Source organism: Pseudomonas sp. BGI-2 (genome assembly GCF_004310295.1).
Taxonomy (GTDB): domain Bacteria; phylum Pseudomonadota; class Gammaproteobacteria; order Pseudomonadales; family Pseudomonadaceae; genus Aquipseudomonas.
The window spans coordinates 82,490-98,606 of sequence record NZ_SISB01000007.1 but is presented as its reverse complement, the minus strand read 5'-3'; the positions used below and the strand labels follow the sequence as shown (position 1 = coordinate 98,606).

At 58.5% G+C, this 16,117-nt stretch carries 17 protein-coding genes and 1 pseudogene; 12 read left to right on the top strand and 6 right to left on the bottom strand.

Annotation, left to right across the window (positions count from 1 at the left end):
• The first annotated feature begins 63 nt into the window (after nt 1-63).
• Together EYC95_RS07295 and def are read left to right on the top strand one after the other, a co-directional pair.
• Entirely contained in the window at nt 64-1,020 is a 957-nt protein-coding gene (locus EYC95_RS07295) for a YihY/virulence factor BrkB family protein (protein ID WP_131059752.1), read from the top strand.
• The gene (gene def / locus EYC95_RS07290) at nt 1,017-1,556 is read left to right on the top strand and encodes a peptide deformylase (RefSeq protein ID WP_131059751.1); all 540 of its coding nucleotides are present in this window, start codon (nt 1,017-1,019) and stop codon (nt 1,554-1,556) included. The genes EYC95_RS07295 and def overlap by 4 nt, the downstream gene beginning before the upstream one ends.
• A gap of 119 nt (nt 1,557-1,675) precedes the next feature.
• On the opposite strand, the gene EYC95_RS07285 is transcribed toward def, so the two are convergent.
• Nucleotides 1,676-2,101: a GNAT family N-acetyltransferase gene (locus tag EYC95_RS07285; RefSeq protein ID WP_131059750.1), complete on the bottom strand. Its 426-nt coding sequence runs from the start codon at nt 2,099-2,101 to the stop codon at nt 1,676-1,678.
• A 339-nt stretch (nt 2,102-2,440) separates the two neighbouring features.
• Between EYC95_RS07285 and EYC95_RS07280 the strand changes: the two genes are divergently transcribed.
• The 4 genes from EYC95_RS07280 to EYC95_RS07265 all read left to right on the top strand — a co-directional run bounded on the left by EYC95_RS07280 (nt 2,441) and on the right by EYC95_RS07265 (nt 6,155).
• Nucleotides 2,441-3,382 (top strand): fatty acid desaturase, encoded by a 942-nt coding sequence (locus EYC95_RS07280; protein ID WP_131059749.1) that lies wholly within the window; start codon nt 2,441-2,443, stop codon nt 3,380-3,382.
• A 191-nt stretch (nt 3,383-3,573) separates the two neighbouring features.
• On the top strand, nt 3,574-4,365 hold the full coding sequence (locus EYC95_RS07275) for a phosphate/phosphite/phosphonate ABC transporter substrate-binding protein (RefSeq protein ID WP_131059748.1): 792 nt from the start codon (nt 3,574-3,576) through the stop codon (nt 4,363-4,365).
• A 246-nt stretch (nt 4,366-4,611) separates the two neighbouring features.
• On the top strand, nt 4,612-5,145 hold the full coding sequence (locus EYC95_RS07270) for a sigma-70 family RNA polymerase sigma factor (RefSeq protein ID WP_131059747.1): 534 nt from the start codon (nt 4,612-4,614) through the stop codon (nt 5,143-5,145).
• Complete coding sequence (locus EYC95_RS07265) at nt 5,142-6,155, top strand: ABC transporter substrate-binding protein (RefSeq protein WP_131059746.1); 1,014 nt, start codon at nt 5,142-5,144, stop codon at nt 6,153-6,155. The genes EYC95_RS07270 and EYC95_RS07265 overlap by 4 nt, the downstream gene beginning before the upstream one ends.
• Nucleotides 6,156-6,297: 142 nt before the next feature.
• Here EYC95_RS07265 and gstA read toward each other — a convergent pair whose 3' ends face one another.
• Nucleotides 6,298-6,897 (bottom strand): glutathione transferase GstA, encoded by a 600-nt coding sequence (gene gstA, locus EYC95_RS07260; protein ID WP_131059745.1) that lies wholly within the window; start codon nt 6,895-6,897, stop codon nt 6,298-6,300.
• Nucleotides 6,898-6,996: 99 nt separating this feature from the next.
• Between gstA and EYC95_RS07255 the strand changes: the two genes are divergently transcribed.
• The 3 genes and pseudogenes from EYC95_RS07255 (at nt 6,997) to EYC95_RS30980 (ending at nt 9,574) form a co-directional block, all read left to right on the top strand.
• Nucleotides 6,997-7,893 carry a LysR family transcriptional regulator gene (locus EYC95_RS07255; protein WP_131059744.1) on the top strand — a complete coding sequence of 299 codons (897 nt, stop codon included), beginning with the start codon at nt 6,997-6,999 and terminating at the stop codon, nt 7,891-7,893.
• 361 nt (nt 7,894-8,254) lie between these two features.
• Nucleotides 8,255-9,031, top strand: a pseudogene (locus tag EYC95_RS30985) (PAS domain-containing protein); the annotation flags it as partial.
• Complete coding sequence (locus EYC95_RS30980; protein WP_371928408.1) at nt 9,005-9,574, top strand: methyl-accepting chemotaxis protein; 570 nt, start codon at nt 9,005-9,007, stop codon at nt 9,572-9,574. The pseudogene EYC95_RS30985 and the gene EYC95_RS30980, both read left to right, overlap by 27 nt.
• Nucleotides 9,575-9,746: 172 nt before the next feature.
• Here EYC95_RS30980 and EYC95_RS07245 read toward each other — a convergent pair whose 3' ends face one another.
• From EYC95_RS07245 to EYC95_RS07235, 3 genes are all read right to left on the bottom strand, one after another.
• Nucleotides 9,747-10,295 carry a hypothetical protein gene (locus tag EYC95_RS07245; RefSeq protein WP_131059742.1) on the bottom strand — a complete coding sequence of 183 codons (549 nt, stop codon included), beginning with the start codon at nt 10,293-10,295 and terminating at the stop codon, nt 9,747-9,749.
• A gap of 162 nt (nt 10,296-10,457) precedes the next feature.
• Nucleotides 10,458-11,090 carry a glutathione S-transferase family protein gene (locus tag EYC95_RS07240; RefSeq protein WP_131059741.1) on the bottom strand — a complete coding sequence of 211 codons (633 nt, stop codon included), beginning with the start codon at nt 11,088-11,090 and terminating at the stop codon, nt 10,458-10,460.
• A 57-nt stretch (nt 11,091-11,147) separates the two neighbouring features.
• The gene (locus EYC95_RS07235; RefSeq protein WP_131059740.1) at nt 11,148-11,579 is read right to left on the bottom strand and encodes a PACE efflux transporter; all 432 of its coding nucleotides are present in this window, start codon (nt 11,577-11,579) and stop codon (nt 11,148-11,150) included.
• A 121-nt stretch (nt 11,580-11,700) separates the two neighbouring features.
• On the opposite strand from EYC95_RS07235, the gene EYC95_RS07230 reads away from it, so the two are divergent.
• Complete coding sequence (locus EYC95_RS07230; RefSeq protein WP_131059739.1) at nt 11,701-12,573, top strand: LysR family transcriptional regulator; 873 nt, start codon at nt 11,701-11,703, stop codon at nt 12,571-12,573.
• Nucleotides 12,574-12,698: 125 nt separating this feature from the next.
• On the opposite strand, the gene EYC95_RS07220 is transcribed toward EYC95_RS07230, so the two are convergent.
• Nucleotides 12,699-13,730 (bottom strand): LacI family DNA-binding transcriptional regulator, encoded by a 1,032-nt coding sequence (locus tag EYC95_RS07220; RefSeq protein ID WP_131059738.1) that lies wholly within the window; start codon nt 13,728-13,730, stop codon nt 12,699-12,701.
• A gap of 374 nt (nt 13,731-14,104) precedes the next feature.
• Between EYC95_RS07220 and EYC95_RS07215 the strand changes: the two genes are divergently transcribed.
• Nucleotides 14,105-14,638, top strand: coding sequence for a gluconokinase (locus EYC95_RS07215; RefSeq protein WP_131059737.1), 534 nt, complete (start codon nt 14,105-14,107; stop codon nt 14,636-14,638).
• 82 nt (nt 14,639-14,720) lie between these two features.
• A complete protein-coding gene (locus EYC95_RS07210; RefSeq protein WP_131059736.1) occupies nt 14,721-16,073 on the top strand; it encodes a GntP family permease in 1,353 nt (450 codons plus the stop codon).
• The last annotated feature ends 44 nt before the right edge of the window (nt 16,074-16,117 follow it).

The following is a 16,117-nucleotide window of genomic DNA, read 5'->3' as shown; positions in this document are numbered from 1 at the left end:
ATGTAGAAAACGGCCCCTGAGTCGCCACGACTTCTACCCATTTTGCGGCGAAAGGAGACGCTAATGATTTTCCCGGACATGAAAGGTCTGCCCATCCATCGCGTGATGGTGCGCACGGTCACCGAGTTCGTCGACGACGAGATGTCGACCTATGCCTCGGCGCTGGCCTATCAGATGTTGTTCTCGCTGTTCCCCTTCATTCTTTTTCTCATCGCCCTGATCGGTTTCCTGCACCTGCCGGACTTTTTCTCGTGGCTGCGCCTGCAATCCGAGCTGGTCCTGCCGCCCCAGGCTCTGGAACAGGTGAACCCGGTGATCGACCAACTCCAGCAGTCCAAGGGTGGCTTGCTGTCGATTGGTATCGTGATTGCTCTGTGGACCGCGTCCGCCGGCGTGCGGCTGATGATGAGCGCAATGAACGCCGCTTACGACGTGGTCGAAGGCCGGCCCGCGTGGAAGCGTTTTCCGCTGTCGATTATCTACACCGTCGGCATTGCCGGCATGCTGCTGGTCGCCGCCGCGCTGATGGTGCTCGGGCCGCAACTGATGGGCTGGATTGCCGCGCAAGTCGGCATGGAAGACTTCATCGTGACCCTGTGGACCATCGTTCGCTGGCCAGTGGTCGTGATTTTGCTGATGGTGGCCGTGGCGCTGATTTATTACGTCATGCCCGACGTCAAACAGGAGTTTCGTTTTATCACCCCAGGCTCGGTGCTGGCGGTGGTGGTGTGGATCCTCGCCTCCGTGGGCTTTGGTTTGTACGTCAAGGAGTTCGCCAACTACAACGCCATGTATGGCAGTATCGGCGCGATCATCGTGCTGTTGCTCTACTTCTATATTTCCGCCGCGGTGTTGCTGCTGGGCGCCGAGATGAATGCGGTGATCGAGCACATGTCGACCGAAGGCAAGAATGACGGCGAAAAAGTCCCGGGCGAGAATGACCAAGAACACAAACAGCATGTTTCGGGACTGGGTCGGGATCACTCGATCAAGCCCACCACTGACGAAGTCATCAAATGATCCGTGAAATTCTGAAAATGGGCGATGAACGCCTGCTGCGCGTTGCCCCGCCGGTTCCGGCAGAAATGTTCGACAGCCCTGAGCTGTGGCAGTTGATCGACGACATGTTCCAGACGATGGAAAGCGTCGGCGGCGTTGGCCTGGCCGCGCCGCAGATCGGAGTTGATCTGCAATTGGTGATCTTTGGTTTCGAGCACAGCGAACGCTATCCGGATGCTGAAGCGGTGCCGCAGACCATTTTGATCAATCCGCTGATCACGCCGTTGAGCCCAGTGATGGAAGAGGGTTTTGAAGGGTGCCTGTCAGTGCCTGGCCTGCGTGGTGCGGTGGATCGCTATCAGCAGATTCGCTACGAAGGTTTTGATCCCAAGGGCCAGCCGATTGTGCGGATGGCCGAGGGATTTCATGCGCGAGTGGTACAGCATGAATGCGATCACCTGATCGGCCGGCTGTACCCGTCGCGGATTACCGACTTCAGCAAATTCGGGTTTACCGAGGTGATGTTCCCGGATCTCGACCCCAACGCCGACGACTGATCCGAAAACACCACAACCCCCTGTGGGAGCGAGCCTGGTCGCGAAAGCAATGGGTCATTCAACATTGATGTCGTCTGACACTCCGATTTCGCGAGCAGGCTCGCTCCTACAGGGGGCCATCAGTCTGAAGTGTGCTGTTTAGCCAGGCCCATGGCGATCATCGGTTTGCTGCGCGCGTAACGGCTCAAGCGTTCGGTCATGGCGTAAGGCATGTGCGGATCGAAGGAAAACCCTTGGCGTTCATAAAAGCCACGCAAGTCGGGATGGCAGAACAGCCAGACCGGTTGATCAAGACCGCTCACCGCTTCGGCGATCAACGCCGCCGCGATCCCTTGTTGCCGACAGGCCGGATCGACGAACAACCCCGTCAACCAATGCCCGCCCGAGACCGGCCGCAAACACAGCGCGCCAATGATCTCTTCGCGCCTGGCGACCCACAGCTGAGCGTCGCGGACCGCTTTCATCGACGATTGGTGGGCGCGATAAAACTTGTTCATCAACGGCCATAACGGCTCGGCGAGCAGGGTGTACTGGGTGTCGGGCATGGGTCGGGTCTGCCGGTGCGCAAAGCGGGGGATTATAAAAGAACGCGCGGCCGGGGATAGGTGTATACCTGATCTCTAATCCCGTATGAGTGGAGTACGTATCATGGCCAAAGGCATGGATTCAAAAAAAGCAGCAAAGAAGAAGCCGGCGAAAACCGCCGATGAAAAGCGTGCAGACAAGAAGGCCAAGAAGGTGGATGTGTTCGGTCATTGATCACGCGACAAGGGGAGCCCGGCCCTCGGGCTCCTGCTGCACATCTAACGAAATAACCAAATAATCTGCAAGATTTTCCTGCGCCATTGCACAGAGGGGGACTGGTCCCCGATCTGAGCAACGCCATGTCCCATTACTTCGATGCTGCCCACCGAGAAGAAATCGAAACCCTGCGTCAACGCCTGACCGCTCGCACCGAGTGGCCGACCTGGCTGTTGCTGATCGGCGTGTATGGCGGTTGGTTCAGCATTGTCCTGACGAGTGATTGGTTGGGGCTGTGGTGGAGCACTGTTCTGCTGATTCCGCTGGTGGTGCTGTGGTTGTCGGTGCAGCACGAATTGCTTCACGGGCATCCCACCCGTTGGACATCGCTGAACAAAATCCTCGGCTACGCACCGCTCGCCGTCTGGTATCCCTACACCTTGTATCGCGACAGCCATTTGCTGCATCACAGCGACGAAGACCTGACCCTCCCAGGTGTCGATCCGGAAAGCCGTTACCTGACGGCCGAGCAGTGGCAGGGCAGTTCGCTCTTCGAACAAGGCCTGCACTGGCTGAACAAAACCGTGCTCGGTCGCTTCATGCTCGGCGCGCCGCTGGCCCTGCTGGCACTGGCGAAGGAGGAACTGCAGTGGTTGATTAACGGTGAGCGGCAAGCGTGGTTGATGTGGCTGACCCATGGTGCGCTGACCCTGCTGATGCTGGTGTTCATCGCGCGCTACAGTGTGCTGCCGGTCTGGCATTACCTGTCGCTGATCAGCGTGCCGGCACTTTCGATTGCCATGATTCGCTCCTACTATGAACACCGCCCGCACACCGAACCCGAGCAACGCACTGTACTTAACGAAGCGGCCTGGCCGTGGCGCTGGCTGTTCCTGAACCTCAATTTTCACCTGGTGCATCACGACTTGCCGGGTTTGCCCTGGTACGACTTGCCACGCGCCTACCACGCGCGCCGCGAGCAATGGCTGGTGCGCAGCGGCGGGTTTCTGGTGCAGGGTTATGGGCAGTTGTGGCGGGAGAATGGAGTGAAGGCCATTGATAGCCCGCGGCATCCATTCCACTGATTTTTATGAGCGACACCTGAACCCTGTGAGAGCGAGCCTTTGTGGCGAGGGGGCTTGTCGGAATGCCGCATCACCTCGTTGGACTGCGCAGCAGTCCATTTTTTGGGGCCGCTTCGCGACCCAACGGGGGTAAACCCCCTCGCCACAAGGCTCGCTCCCACAGGGGAGTTTCATTGCCGGGGAGATTTTTGATGACACAGCACATCGCCGAATTACTGATGTACGTCGCCCCCGAGCCCATACGCCAGGCCAACGAGCGCTGGCTTTCACGCATCCTCGAACACCTTGGCCATGCCCGTTTGAGTGCCGAAGGCCTGACGCTGCCCGAACTCTGGCTCTCGCCGGATCTGCTGCTGACCCAAACCTGCGGCTACCCGCTGATGACCGCATTGCGCGGCAAAGTCCGGGTCGTCGGCCGGCCTCGTTATGAACTTCCCGACAGTAGCGGTGGCAACCATTGCAGCTTGCTGCTGTGCCGCGCCGATGATGCACGGCGAACCTTGCCGGCCTTTCGTGACAGTCGCGGGGTGATCAATGGCGAAGACTCCAACAGCGGCATGAACCTTTTGCGGCACCGATTGGCACCGCTGCATCGCGACGGGCAGTTTTTTTCCAGTGTCGCCATCAGTGGCAGCCACCGGGAGAGCCTGCGCTGGCTGCGCGAAGAGCTTGCAGACCTGGCGGCCATCGACAGCGTGACCTTCGCCTATCTGGCGCGACATGCCGACAAAGAGGTCGCGGGTCTGCGCGTCGTCGCCCGAAGTGCGTTCAGTCCGACCTTGCCGTTCATTACGGCTGCGACGCGGACTGATGAACAGGTTGAAGCGCTTCGCCAAGAAATGAACACCTCATTGCACGAGTTGCCCGATGTCGCGGAAATCCTCGGCCTGCAAGAAGTGCTGCCGGCCACCGAAGCCGACTATCAAATCATTCTCGATTATCAGCAGGAAGCTGAAGCGCTGGGGTATGGGTGGTTGCGTTGACCGATAGATTTTTCGCGGGCAAGCCTCGCTCCTACAGGTTGGGTGTCGATCATCCATATCGCGGTCGACACCTAACCTGTAGGAGCGAGGCTTGCCCGCGAATGCGATTGATCAAGCGCCATTTATCTAAATTCCTTGAAGGAATATAAAAATGCTTTTTAAGTATTATTAAAGAATAAGGCTCCTTGCTAGGATCGCGCCACCGGATCACCGGACATTCAGCGACCCCTAACCCTTGGAGCCTCTATGTCCGGCACTTACGTCTCCCATCGCAACAACGTGGGCGGATTGTTCCGCGCTCATTACCCCTGGCTGTGCGCACGCTTGCGCCGGCATTCAGGGGCCGGTTTCAGCGTCGAAGACATCGCCGCCGAAACCTTCGTGCAACTGCTCGAATCTCCAAGGCTGACGCCGATCCGCGAGCCACGCGCCTTGCTCACCACCATTGCCCAACGGTTGATTTATCAGCAATGGCGCCGTCGTGATCTGGAGCATCAGCACCTCGATCAGTTGCAACACATCGATTCACAGACTGTGAAATCGCCTGAAGAGCTGGTGCAACTGAGCCAGGCATTGCAGGTCCTGGACCAGACGCTTGGGAGTTTGCCGGGCAAGGTCAGGGCGACTTTCCTGTTGGCGCGAATCGACGGTTTGACCTACCCGCAAATCGCCGCCGAACTGGGGATTTCCCAGCGCTCGGTCAGCGTCTACGTGACCCGCTCCCAGGCATTGTGCGCCCAGCACAGCGTCAACCAACCCCTGACCCAGAGGTCCGCATGAGATCGATCAAAACCCTGCTTGGCAGTTCGCTGCTGGCCCTGAGCCTTGTAGCTACCCATGTTCCGGCAGCCGAAAAAACCGCGCCGATTCACTTCGGTGACATCACCTGGGAGAGCGGAAGCCTGATCACCGAAATCCTGCGACTGATTGTCGAGAAGGGTTACGGCTACCCGACCGACACCTTGCCGGGCAGCACCGTCAGCCTCGAAGCGGCGTTGGCCAGGAACGACATTCAGGTGATCGGCGAAGAATGGGCCGGGCGCAGTCCGGCGTGGGTCAAGGCGTCAGCCGAGGGCAAAGTGTTTGGTTTGGGTGACACGGTCAAAGGCGCCACCGAAGGTTGGTGGGTGCCCGAATACGTGATCAAGGGCGACCCGGAACGCGGCATCAAACCGTTGGCCCCGGAGCTGAAATCCGTTGCCGACCTGGCCCGTTACAAGGACGTGTTCCGCGACCCGGAAGACCCAAGCCGCGGGCGGTTCCTCAACAGCCCGACCGGCTGGACCTCGGAGATCGTCAACAGCCAGAAACTCAAGGCTTATGACCTGACCTCCAGCTACGTCAACTTCCGTACCGGCTCCGGGGCTGCGCTGGATGCTGAGGTTGCCTCATCGATCCGCCGTGGCAAACCGGTGCTGTTTTACTACTGGTCGCCAACACCTCTGCTGGGCCGATTCAAACTGGTGAAACTCGACGAGCCGCCGTTCGATGCCGAAGCCTGGAAGACCCTGGCCGATGCCAATAACCCGCACCCAAAAGGCACGCGCTCGATGCCGGCAAGCCTTGCGATTGGCGTGTCCGCGCCGTTCAAGGCGCAGTACCCGGACCTGGTGGCGTTCTTTGAAAAAGTCGATTTTCCGATCGACTTGCTGAACCAGACGCTGGGGCAGATGAGCGAAAAACGCCAGCAACCGCGACAAGTGGCTGAGGCGTTTTTGCGCGATCAGCCGCAGATCTGGAAAGCTTGGGTACCGGGGGAGGTGGCGACCAAGGTGGGGGCGAGTTTGTAAGTTTGTCTTATGTTTTTGCGGTGTCTGAGCTACCGCATTCGCGAGCAGGCTCACTCCTACAGTGTATCTCGGGTGTACACAAATACTGTGTCCGCTGAAGATCCCCCTGTGGGAGCGAGCTTGCTCGCGATGGTCTCAAGGCTTACAAAGATTCAGCAGCCAGCGCCGCCTTAACGGCTGGCTTCTGGTCAACCCTGGCCTGAAACCGCACCAACGCCGGCCACTGATCCAGATCAATCGCAAACAGCGGCGCCCACCGCAACACCGTAAACAAATACGCATCTACAACGCTGAACTCACCCATCAAATAATCCTGCCGCTCCAGCGTCTGGCTCAGCACCGCCAACCGCTTGAACAGCTTCTCTTTGATCTGCGCCTTCACCTCATCCGTAAACTGCGAATTGAACAGCCAACCCAACCCTCCATGAATCTCCGTCGAGACGAAATTCAACCACTCCTGCAGCCGTACCCGCTCGAACGTCCCGTTCGCCGGAGCAAGGTTCGACTCGGGTTGCAGATCCGCCAGGTATTGCAGGAGTGCCGGTCCTTCAGTCAGCACCTCGCCGTTATCCAATTGCAAGGCAGCGACATAACCTTTTGGGTTGATCGCGAGGAAGTCAGCGCCGGTCTTGGTTTTCTTGGTCCTGTTATCGACACGTACCAACTCGAAGGGCAAATCCAGTTCACGCAGCACAATGTGCGGCGCCAGCGAGCAGGCGTGTGGGGCGTAATACAACTTCATCGGCAGAGCTCTGGTTGGGGATTTGCGCCAGTGTCATAGTGCGCGGCACCCTCGGTAAAATTAATCTTTCAGAGCACTGCCATAAGGAAAGCTACTGCCATGATGAATCTGATGCACTGGCGATTGGTGGTGGCGGTGGCCGATACCGGCAACATCACCCGGGCTGCCGAGCGCGTCGGCATGACCCAGTCAGGGGCCAGCCAGGCGTTGGCCCTGATCGAAGACACCCTGGGCGTTCAGCTGTTCAGTCGAGAGAATCGCCAGACCCTGCCGACGGCCATCGGCCTTCCTGTGATCGAGCATGCGCGGAGCATGCTCGAAGCTCTGGAATCGATTCGCAGCACCGTCGATGCCGCCAAAGGCATTCAACGCGGCACTATTCGCCTGGCCAGTTTTCCCATGGTGCTGGCAACCTTCCTGCCGCCGCTGCTGCGCCAGTTCAATCGGCTGTATCCCGGTATTCAAGTGGTGGCGCTGGAAGTCAGCGACGATGAAGTCGAAACGCTGCTCGGTGCCGGGCTGGTGGATGTCGGCGTGGTGTTAAACCCGGCACCTGAGCGCAATGCCGGTCATTTGGGGCGTGACACCTGGATGGCGGTTCTGCCGGGCGGCCATCCTTTGGCGCGCCGTTCGAATGAAGAAGGCATCACCCTCGCGGAGTTGGCGGAGCAACCTTTTGTGCTGGCCACGGGCGGTTGCTCGACCAACGCCCGCAGCCTCGCCGCTGATGCCGGACTGCACTTGCGTGACGTTCGGGTCGAGGTCCGGGAATGGAGCAGTGCCTTCACGCTGGTCCGGGAAAACATCGGCGTGACGCTGGTGCCCGAGATGACGCTGCCAAGAAATCGACAAGGCTTGCGCGTGGTGCCGGTCCATCCGCGCATCGATCGTGAGTTTGCCTTGGTGGCCGCATTGAACAAGAAACCTTCTGCGGCCGTACTGGCGTTGCTGGACATGCTTGCTGAACCGATTTTGTCCCCAATACTAGCCGACTAGTGGCCTTGCTTCCCTGAAGTGGCTGTCTAAGCTGACTCGTAGCTAACCATGTCGCTCGCCATATGAAGAGGGCGCAGCAAGAGTGCGCAACTCAAGCACCGACACGGAGCAACAAAGGAGCTGGCCGGTAAAGGGAGTTACTCATGAAAACGTTAGGGCTGGCCCGGTCCCGGGCTATCAAGAGAAGGATGTCTTGATAAGAGCGTTGCTGCATGGACTCTCCGATTAAACATCATTGATCACCTGACTATTCCTCCCCTGGAGGAACGCGTGTGCCTGTTCCATAGAGCGATGTGGTGGATCCGTTGAAAGACCAAAGAACTTTCATCAATCAAAAAAACGCGCTGAAGGTGATACGACCATGTTTAACCTACACCACAAGGCTGACCTGCTGGAAATCCAACGATTCAGCTGTGCGCTGACCGAGGCCAACGCCAAGTTGGCGGCTGTCAGTCGATCGATGGCGATGATCGAGTTCACCCCGGAAGGCATCGTGCTCGATGCCAACGACAACTTTTGCAGCGTCATGGGTTACAGCGCCGACGAAGTGCGTGGCAAACATCACCGAATCTTTTGTGAAGAAGCGTTCTACCGGAGTGAGGAATACGCGAAGTTGTGGCGAGACCTGGCCCGTGGCGAACCGATCAGCGGGACTTTTTTACGCTTGAACAAGAGCGGCAAGGAGATCTGGCTCGAAGCCAGTTACATGCCGGTGTTCGGTCCCGATCGCCAGGTTAAAAGCGTGATCAAAGTCGCCTCGGACATATCTGCGCGGATCTGTCAGGAGCACGAAAACCTTAGCCTGCTGGCGGCGATAGGCCGTTCCATGGCCGTGATCGAGTTTTCTCCCGACGGCAAAGTCATCACGGCTAATGAAAACTTCCTGAAGACGATGCATTACTCGCTCAACGAAGTGGTGGGTCAGCACCACAGCCTGTTTTGCCACCGCGCCGAAGCCGAGTCGCAGGCTTACAAAGCGTTCTGGGCTTCACTCAATCGCGGCGAATATCACTCCCATCGTTTCGAACGCAAAGACAAATACGGCCATACCGTATTTCTTGAAGCCTCCTACAACCCATTGTTCGACGCCAAGGGCCGGCTGTACAAAGTGGTGAAGTTTGCCAGCGACATCACCCCGCAAGTCACCACTTTGCAGACCGCTGCGGAATCGGCTCACAGCACCTCGGTGCAAAACGATGCCTGTGCGCAGAAAGGTTCTCAGGTGGTGCAGCAAACGGTGCAGATCATTCAGGACATCTCCCGGGACTTGAACGAAGCCGCGCTCAGTATCGATGCGGTCAGCAAACAGTCCGACATCATCGGCACCATCGTCCAGACCATCCGCGGCATTGCTGACCAGACCAACTTGCTGGCGCTCAACGCGGCCATCGAAGCCGCGCGAGCTGGGGAGCATGGGCGAGGGTTTGCCGTCGTGGCCGACGAAGTGCGCAGCCTCGCGGCACGCACGAGCCAGGCGACGCTGGAGATTGTCGACGTGGTGCGCAAGAACCACGATCTGTCGTTGAGTGCGGTGTCGAGCATGCAGTCGAGCTTGAGCCGAACCGGACTCGGGGTGGAACTGGCGAACGAGGCGGGGGAGGTGATCCTGGAGATTCAGCAGGGATCGCGGCATGTGGTGGATGCGATCAGTCAGTTCAATTCGACGTTGCAGCTGAACTGACTGATCACGCCGGACCTGTGTAGCAGCTGGCGCAGCCTGCGTTCGGCTGCGAAGCAGTCGTAAAATCGGAACTCGCGGTGCATCAGGTGTACCGCGCAAGTAAGGTTTACGACTGCTGCGCAGCCGAACTCAGGCTGCGCCAGCGGCTACATAAAGCGCATTGTCCACGCTATTAAAGCGAGGCGAGGAGTTTGTCGACCACCTGGCTGCTGCCTTTTTCACTGCTGGCGTCTTCTTTCTCGGCCTGCGCCAGTTTGATCTTGTCCTCCATGCGCTCGGCGATCTCTTTAGCGATTGCCTGTTGTTTTTTCGGCGGCATTTGCTCGACTTCTTCTTTCGTCAAACCCATCTCTTCCAGAATGGCGTCTTGTATGCGCTCTTCCGGCTTTTTACTCATGTATTCCTTGAAGGCGTCCGCGGCCGGGCTGTCACTGGACCTGAATTGGACATCGGCGGGCAGTTTGAATGACTCTGCTGCTTGCAATGCCACGCGGGTTTTCGCGAAGGCTTCATCAACGTTGTCGCTGATCTTGCTCGCCTCACTGACGTGTTGCGTGGCCTGCTGGGTCGCGGATGTCTGGACCTGCGACTGCACATTGGTTTGCAGGGCTTGCATCATCGAGCCCTGAAGGTCGCTTCCGGCCGCGGCTTCGGCGAGCGAATCCTTTCCCCACCGCTTGGGCAAGGGGTAGTTTTGCATTTGTTTTGCACTGACCAACATGATGAGTAGTCCTTGTAGGTATGTGTGGTGCAGTGCTTTCGGAAAATAGTATGCCTATATAGAAAATTATCTATATATCAGCTAGTTATGGTCTTGTGGTCAGGCGGTCAGTGCAGGTTTTGCGGTTAGCCTTTGCCGCCTGGCGGCAAGCAAGACATGTCATCAAGGCAAGCCGTTGCAGCCGTGTTTGAGGAAGCCCGGGCGTTGTGCCAGTCGCTGAAAATACTCGTCGATGGCCGGGTAGTCGGGCCGCTCCATCGGGGTCATCAGCCAGCGGTTGACTGACAGCCCGATGACAATGTCGGCCAGGGTGAAGCGTGGCCCGGCGACGTAAGCTTTAGTGGTCGCGAGCTGACGCTCGAGGATGCCCATCTTCTGGTTCCAGGTACGTACACCGGCAGCGATGTGATGCGGGTCCTGGAACTCCGGATCTTTGCGGACCAAGGCCGTGAATGCGTAACTCCATGAGGCATTGAGTTCGGTGGCTTGCCAATCCATCCACTGCTCCACCCGAGCGCGCGCAGCCGGTTCGTGGGGTAGCAGATCGGTATTTTGGTGTTTGCCGGCCAGATAACGGCAAATGGTATTGGACTCCCAGAGCACGCCGGCTTCATCGATGATCACCGGCACCAGCGCGTTAGGATTGAGCCGGAGAAACTCCGGCGTGTGGGTGGACGCATAACCGCCGCCCCAGTCCTCACGTTCATAGGCAACAGCCAGTTCCTCACAGGTCCACAGGACCTTTCTGACGTTGATGGACGATGCTTTACCCAGAATCTTCAGTACATGTTCCATTGAGCTACTCCATTAGCGATTCGACGCTTCAGGAATCTGACAGACATTTTGCGGTTTTCAAACCGGATCCGGCAGCGCCGAGGCCGGCAAACCAAACGTGCGATCAAACAGCCAGTTGAACGCGAAGGTGTAGCACGGGATGAAAATGATCAGCGCCAAGTCCAGCAGGAAAGCCTGCACCAGGCTGATGTTCATCCACCAGGCGATCAGCGGGATGAGAAACACTATCAAGGTTAGTTGAAATCCCACGGCATGGGCGATGCGCCGTTTAACGGTGCGCGTGCGCGATGGCTGACGGCGCTCCCAGCGCTCGAACAACGAGGTGTAGATGAAATTCCAAGTCACCGCGATCGTGGTGATGACGACTGCCAACGGTCCGGTGCTGCCAGGTGATGTGCCGGACAACAGCGCCAGGCCCAGCGCCGAGAACGTCATGCCGATGACTTCGTACAGCGACACGTAGACCAGTTTGCGTTTAACGCCTTGCATGGGAATTTGCCTCTTTCTCACGAACTTGAAGCCAGGAGCACTGGCGTAGGCGGCGAAAGATAGCTTCAATAGGGCTGACAGAAAAAGTCAGCAGCTTTCAGTTTAATTGATAGGACGATGGATGAATTTCAACAGCGACAGCATCGAGTTGTTCCTTGCCGTGATCGAGCGTGGCTCGTTTTCCGCGGCGGCTCGTGCGCTGGGTAAAGTGCCGTCGGCGGTGAGCATGGGCATTGCCAACCTCGAAGCCGAACTCGGTTATCCGTTGTTTGATCGCAGCCATCGCGAACCGGTGCCGACGGCGATGGCCAGTGCTTTGGTGCCGCACGCGCGGTTGATCGCCGAACAGCTCAAGCAGCTGCAAGTGCATGCGGTCGAACTGTCGCTGGGGCTGGAAAGCACGTTGTCGATTGGCGTCGTGGCGGACATCGACAAACGCCGTTTGCTGGCCGCGATCAAGGTCATCGCCGAGCGTCATCCGCTGTTAGAAATAGAAGTGCTCAGCGCGCCGCAGGACGATGTGTTGGCGATGCTGCACAGCGGTCGCGTCAGCGTTTGCCTGGCGTTCGCCGGGTTGAGCATGAATGTGCTGGAGCGTTTCCAGTTCGTCGGCACCGAGCGGATGATCGCCACGCTCGCGGCGGACAATCCGCTGTTTCAGGGCAAGGATTTGTATCTGGAGGATCTGGTTCACGTACGGCAAATCATCGTTGCCAGCCGCGACCTGCCGATCAGCGAACCCCGGCCCTTGGTCGCCGAATCCTATTGGCGCACCGACACCCTGGCCATGGCGCTGGAAATGGTTGAGGCCGGGTTGGGTTGGGGTAATTTTCCGTTGTCGGTGGTGCAGCCGTTGCTCGACGCTGGAGGGCTGAAGCGTCTGAGTTTCAGGAACATCGAGAACGGTTTGGTGCTGCCGGTGCACGCAGTGTGGCTCAAGAGCCAGCCGTTGCAGAAAGGCGCGTTGGCGTTCGTCGAGTTGATGGGACGCTGAGTACGCGGTGACCCACTGTGGGAGCGACGGTGCGACGATTCGACCTGCTCGCGATGAGGTCGGTACATCCAACCTCTATGTTGACGGGTAGACTGCACTCGCGAGCTGGCTCACTCCCACACTGGTTATGTACTCTCGCGCACCTTCAACTCAAACCCCATGTCCTGCACCGGTTTGGCCACCGCATTCCCCGCCAGCAACGTCAACATCAACTCCGCCGAACGCCGGCCAATGGCCTCGCGCGGGGTGCTGATGCTGCTCAGGCGCGGCACCATGTGCGCCGAGGCGGGTAGGTCGTTGAAGCCGAGGATCGCCACACGTTCGGGGATTTTGATCCCGCAGCGCATGGCTTCAAGCAGTGCGCCCTGGGCCAGGTCGTCGTTGCCGAAGAAGATCGCATCCACGTCGGGATGACTGGCCAACAGTTGCAGAAACAGTTCGCCGCCCAGACCGACGGACGACGCGCGTGGCGTCAGCACTTCCAGGTCAGGATCATACAGACCGGCCTTTTGCAGGGCTTTGCGAAAACCTTCGCCGCGCAGCAAGGTGCGTTGATCCAGTTGCGCGCCGATGTAGGCCAGGCGTTTACGCCCACGGGACAGCAAATGTTGCGCCGCCGTTTCACCCGCCGCGAGCTGCGAAAAACCCACGCAATTGAGGCCGGCCGCGCTGTCCAGTTCCATCATGTACACGCACGGAATGTTGCTCGCCTCGATCATCCGGCGCGAACTTTCCGTGCGGTCGAAACCGGTCAGCAGTAAGCCACGGGGCTGATAAGCCATGTAATTGCGCAGCAGGTTTTCTTCTTCATCACGTGAGTAATGGAAGTTGCCGATGAGCACTTCGAAGCCCTTGGGGCGCAAAACCTGATGAATGGCTTCCAGCGTATCGATGAACAGCAGGTTGGACAGTGAAGGCACCAAAACCACCACCGAATGGCTCTGGGCCGAGGCCAATGCGCGGGCGGCAGGGTTGACCACGTAGTTCAGTTCAAGGGCCGCTTTCTGCACTTTTTCCACCAGTTCGGTGGCCACCGTGCTGACGCCGCGCAAGGCGCGGGAAGCGGTGATCGGGCTGACACCGGCCAGGCGTGCCACTTCGTTCAGGGTAGGGCGGCCAGTGGTGCGCGTATTTTTATCGTTTTTAGGAGAGATCATCGGACGGCTTGCCAAACAAAATTCGAGGCACTAAGGTAGCGCTGTCTCGACGCAGCTGCAAATGCGTGAACGGGGTTTGCCTGATCCCCGTTTTTTGGCGTTGGAAACGAACATGCTGCAACCCACAAAAATGACAAGAAGGCGTCGGCAACTTCTGCGTTTGCTTGAGTGTCCTGTCTCACAAATACTGTTCCATTTTGACGGCGTCTGTTGTCGTCATGCTGCGTTACCGCTCCTCGCCATAGCCAGCTATGACTCGTCGCGGTGCCTTGCCTGACAACAACAGCCACTCGTCAAAAAGGAACGTATTTGTGAGACAGGACACTAATGTCCTAACTGGCAAAGGTAGCGCTGTCTGCGCGCTGAGGTGTTACATGAATCATCCCATCACCGCCCTGGTCATCATGGGCGTTGCCGGTTGCGGCAAGACTTGCGTCAGCGAGGCCTTGTGCCAACTCAGCGGCGCGACCGCCATTGAAGGCGACACTTTCCACCCTGCCGCCAATATCGAAAAGATGAGCGCGGGGATCCCCCTGAACGATGAAGACCGTGCCGGCTGGCTCGACAGCCTGTGCGATGAACTGCGCCGCGTCGACGCCCAGGGCCAGCGCCCGGTGCTGACGTGCTCGGCCCTTAAACACATTTATCGCGAACGCCTGCGCAGCGCCTTGCCGGGCCTGGGCTTCGTGTTCCTGGAACTGACCCCTGAAGTCGCCGCCGATCGTGTCTCCCATCGGCCGGGCCACTTCATGCCTTCGACCTTGATCGACAGCCAGTTCGCCACGCTTGAATCGCCCGTTGGCGAACCCTTGACCCTGGCTCTGGACGCTTCGAACCACAGCGTCGAGCAACTGGCGCAACAGGCGCATGTCTGGTGGCTGGAACATGGCCTGAAACGCGCGTCATGATTTTTGCCCCGAGAGACAGCGCTGTCCTTATTGCTTGCGAATTACCCGCATTAATAACAACAACAATCAGGAGACACCCCTAATGTTTGGCATGTCCCACGAGACGTTCCTGCTGCTCGATGCAGTGGTCACGGTGATCGGGCTTATCGTCCTGATCACCAAGTTCAAGTTCCACCCCTTCATTGCCCTGATCATCGCCGCAGCCTTTCTCGGGCTGACCTCCGGCATGCCGATCGGCACCATCATCAAGGCGTTCCAGGACGGCTTCGGTGGGGTGCTCGGTTTCGTCGGGATCATCTTGGCGCTGGGCACCATGCTCGGCAAAATGATGGCCGAGTCGGGCGGGGCGGATCAGATTGCCCAGACGCTGATTCGTGCGTTCGGCAAGGACAAGGTGCAGTGGGCGATGATGTTCGCCGCGTTCCTGGTCGGCATTCCACTGTTCTTCGAAATCGGCTTCGTGCTGCTGATCCCGCTGGTGTTCATCGTTGCCCGGCGTACCGGTGTGTCGATCATCAAGATCGGAATCCCGTTGCTGGCCGGTCTGTCCGCGGTGCACGGTCTGGTTCCGCCGCACCCGGGTCCGTTGCTGGCCATTGGCGTGTTCGGTGCCGACATCGGTAAAACCATTCTCTACGGTCTGATCGTTGCGCTGCCGACGGCGATCATTGCCGGCCCGATCTACGGCACGTTCATTGCCAAATACATCCCCGGTCATCCGAATCAGGAACTGGTGGATCAACTGGCGCGTGAGAACGATTCTGCCGATCTCCCGAGCTTCGCCATCACCCTGATCACCGTGCTGTCGCCGGTGTTCCTGATGCTGCTCAAGACCTTTGCCGATGTGGTGCTGCCGGACGGCAACTTCTTCCGCACCTTCATGGACCTGATCGGTCACCCGATCTCGGCACTGCTGCTGGCGTTGCTGCTGTCGCTGTACACCTTCGGTTACAAGCAGGGCATTGGCTCCAACCAGATGCTCAAATGGCTGGATGCGAGCCTCGCGCCAACCGCCGCGATCATCCTGATCATCGGTGCCGGTGGTGGCTTCAAGCAGATGCTGGTGACCAGCGGCGTTGGTAATGTCATCGGCAACATGGCAGTGGAAGCGCAGATCTCGCCAATTTTGCTGGCGTGGCTGGTGGCGGCGGTGATCCGTATCGCGACCGGTTCGGCAACCGTGGCGACCATTACCGGCGCGGGCATTGTGGTGCCGGTGGTGGGGATGATTCCGGGTGTGAACCGTGAGCTGCTGGTACTGGCCACCGGTGCCGGTTCGTTGATCCTGTCTCACGTCAACGACGCAGGTTTCTGGCTGGTGAAGCAGTACTTCAACATGACCGTGGCGGAAACCTTCAAGACCTGGACCGCGATGGAAACCATCCTGTCCATCGTTGCGCTGGGCTTTATCCTGCTGTTGTCGATGTTCGTCTAAGTAACGCCACAAAACTAATGTGGGAGCGGGCTTGCTCGCGAATG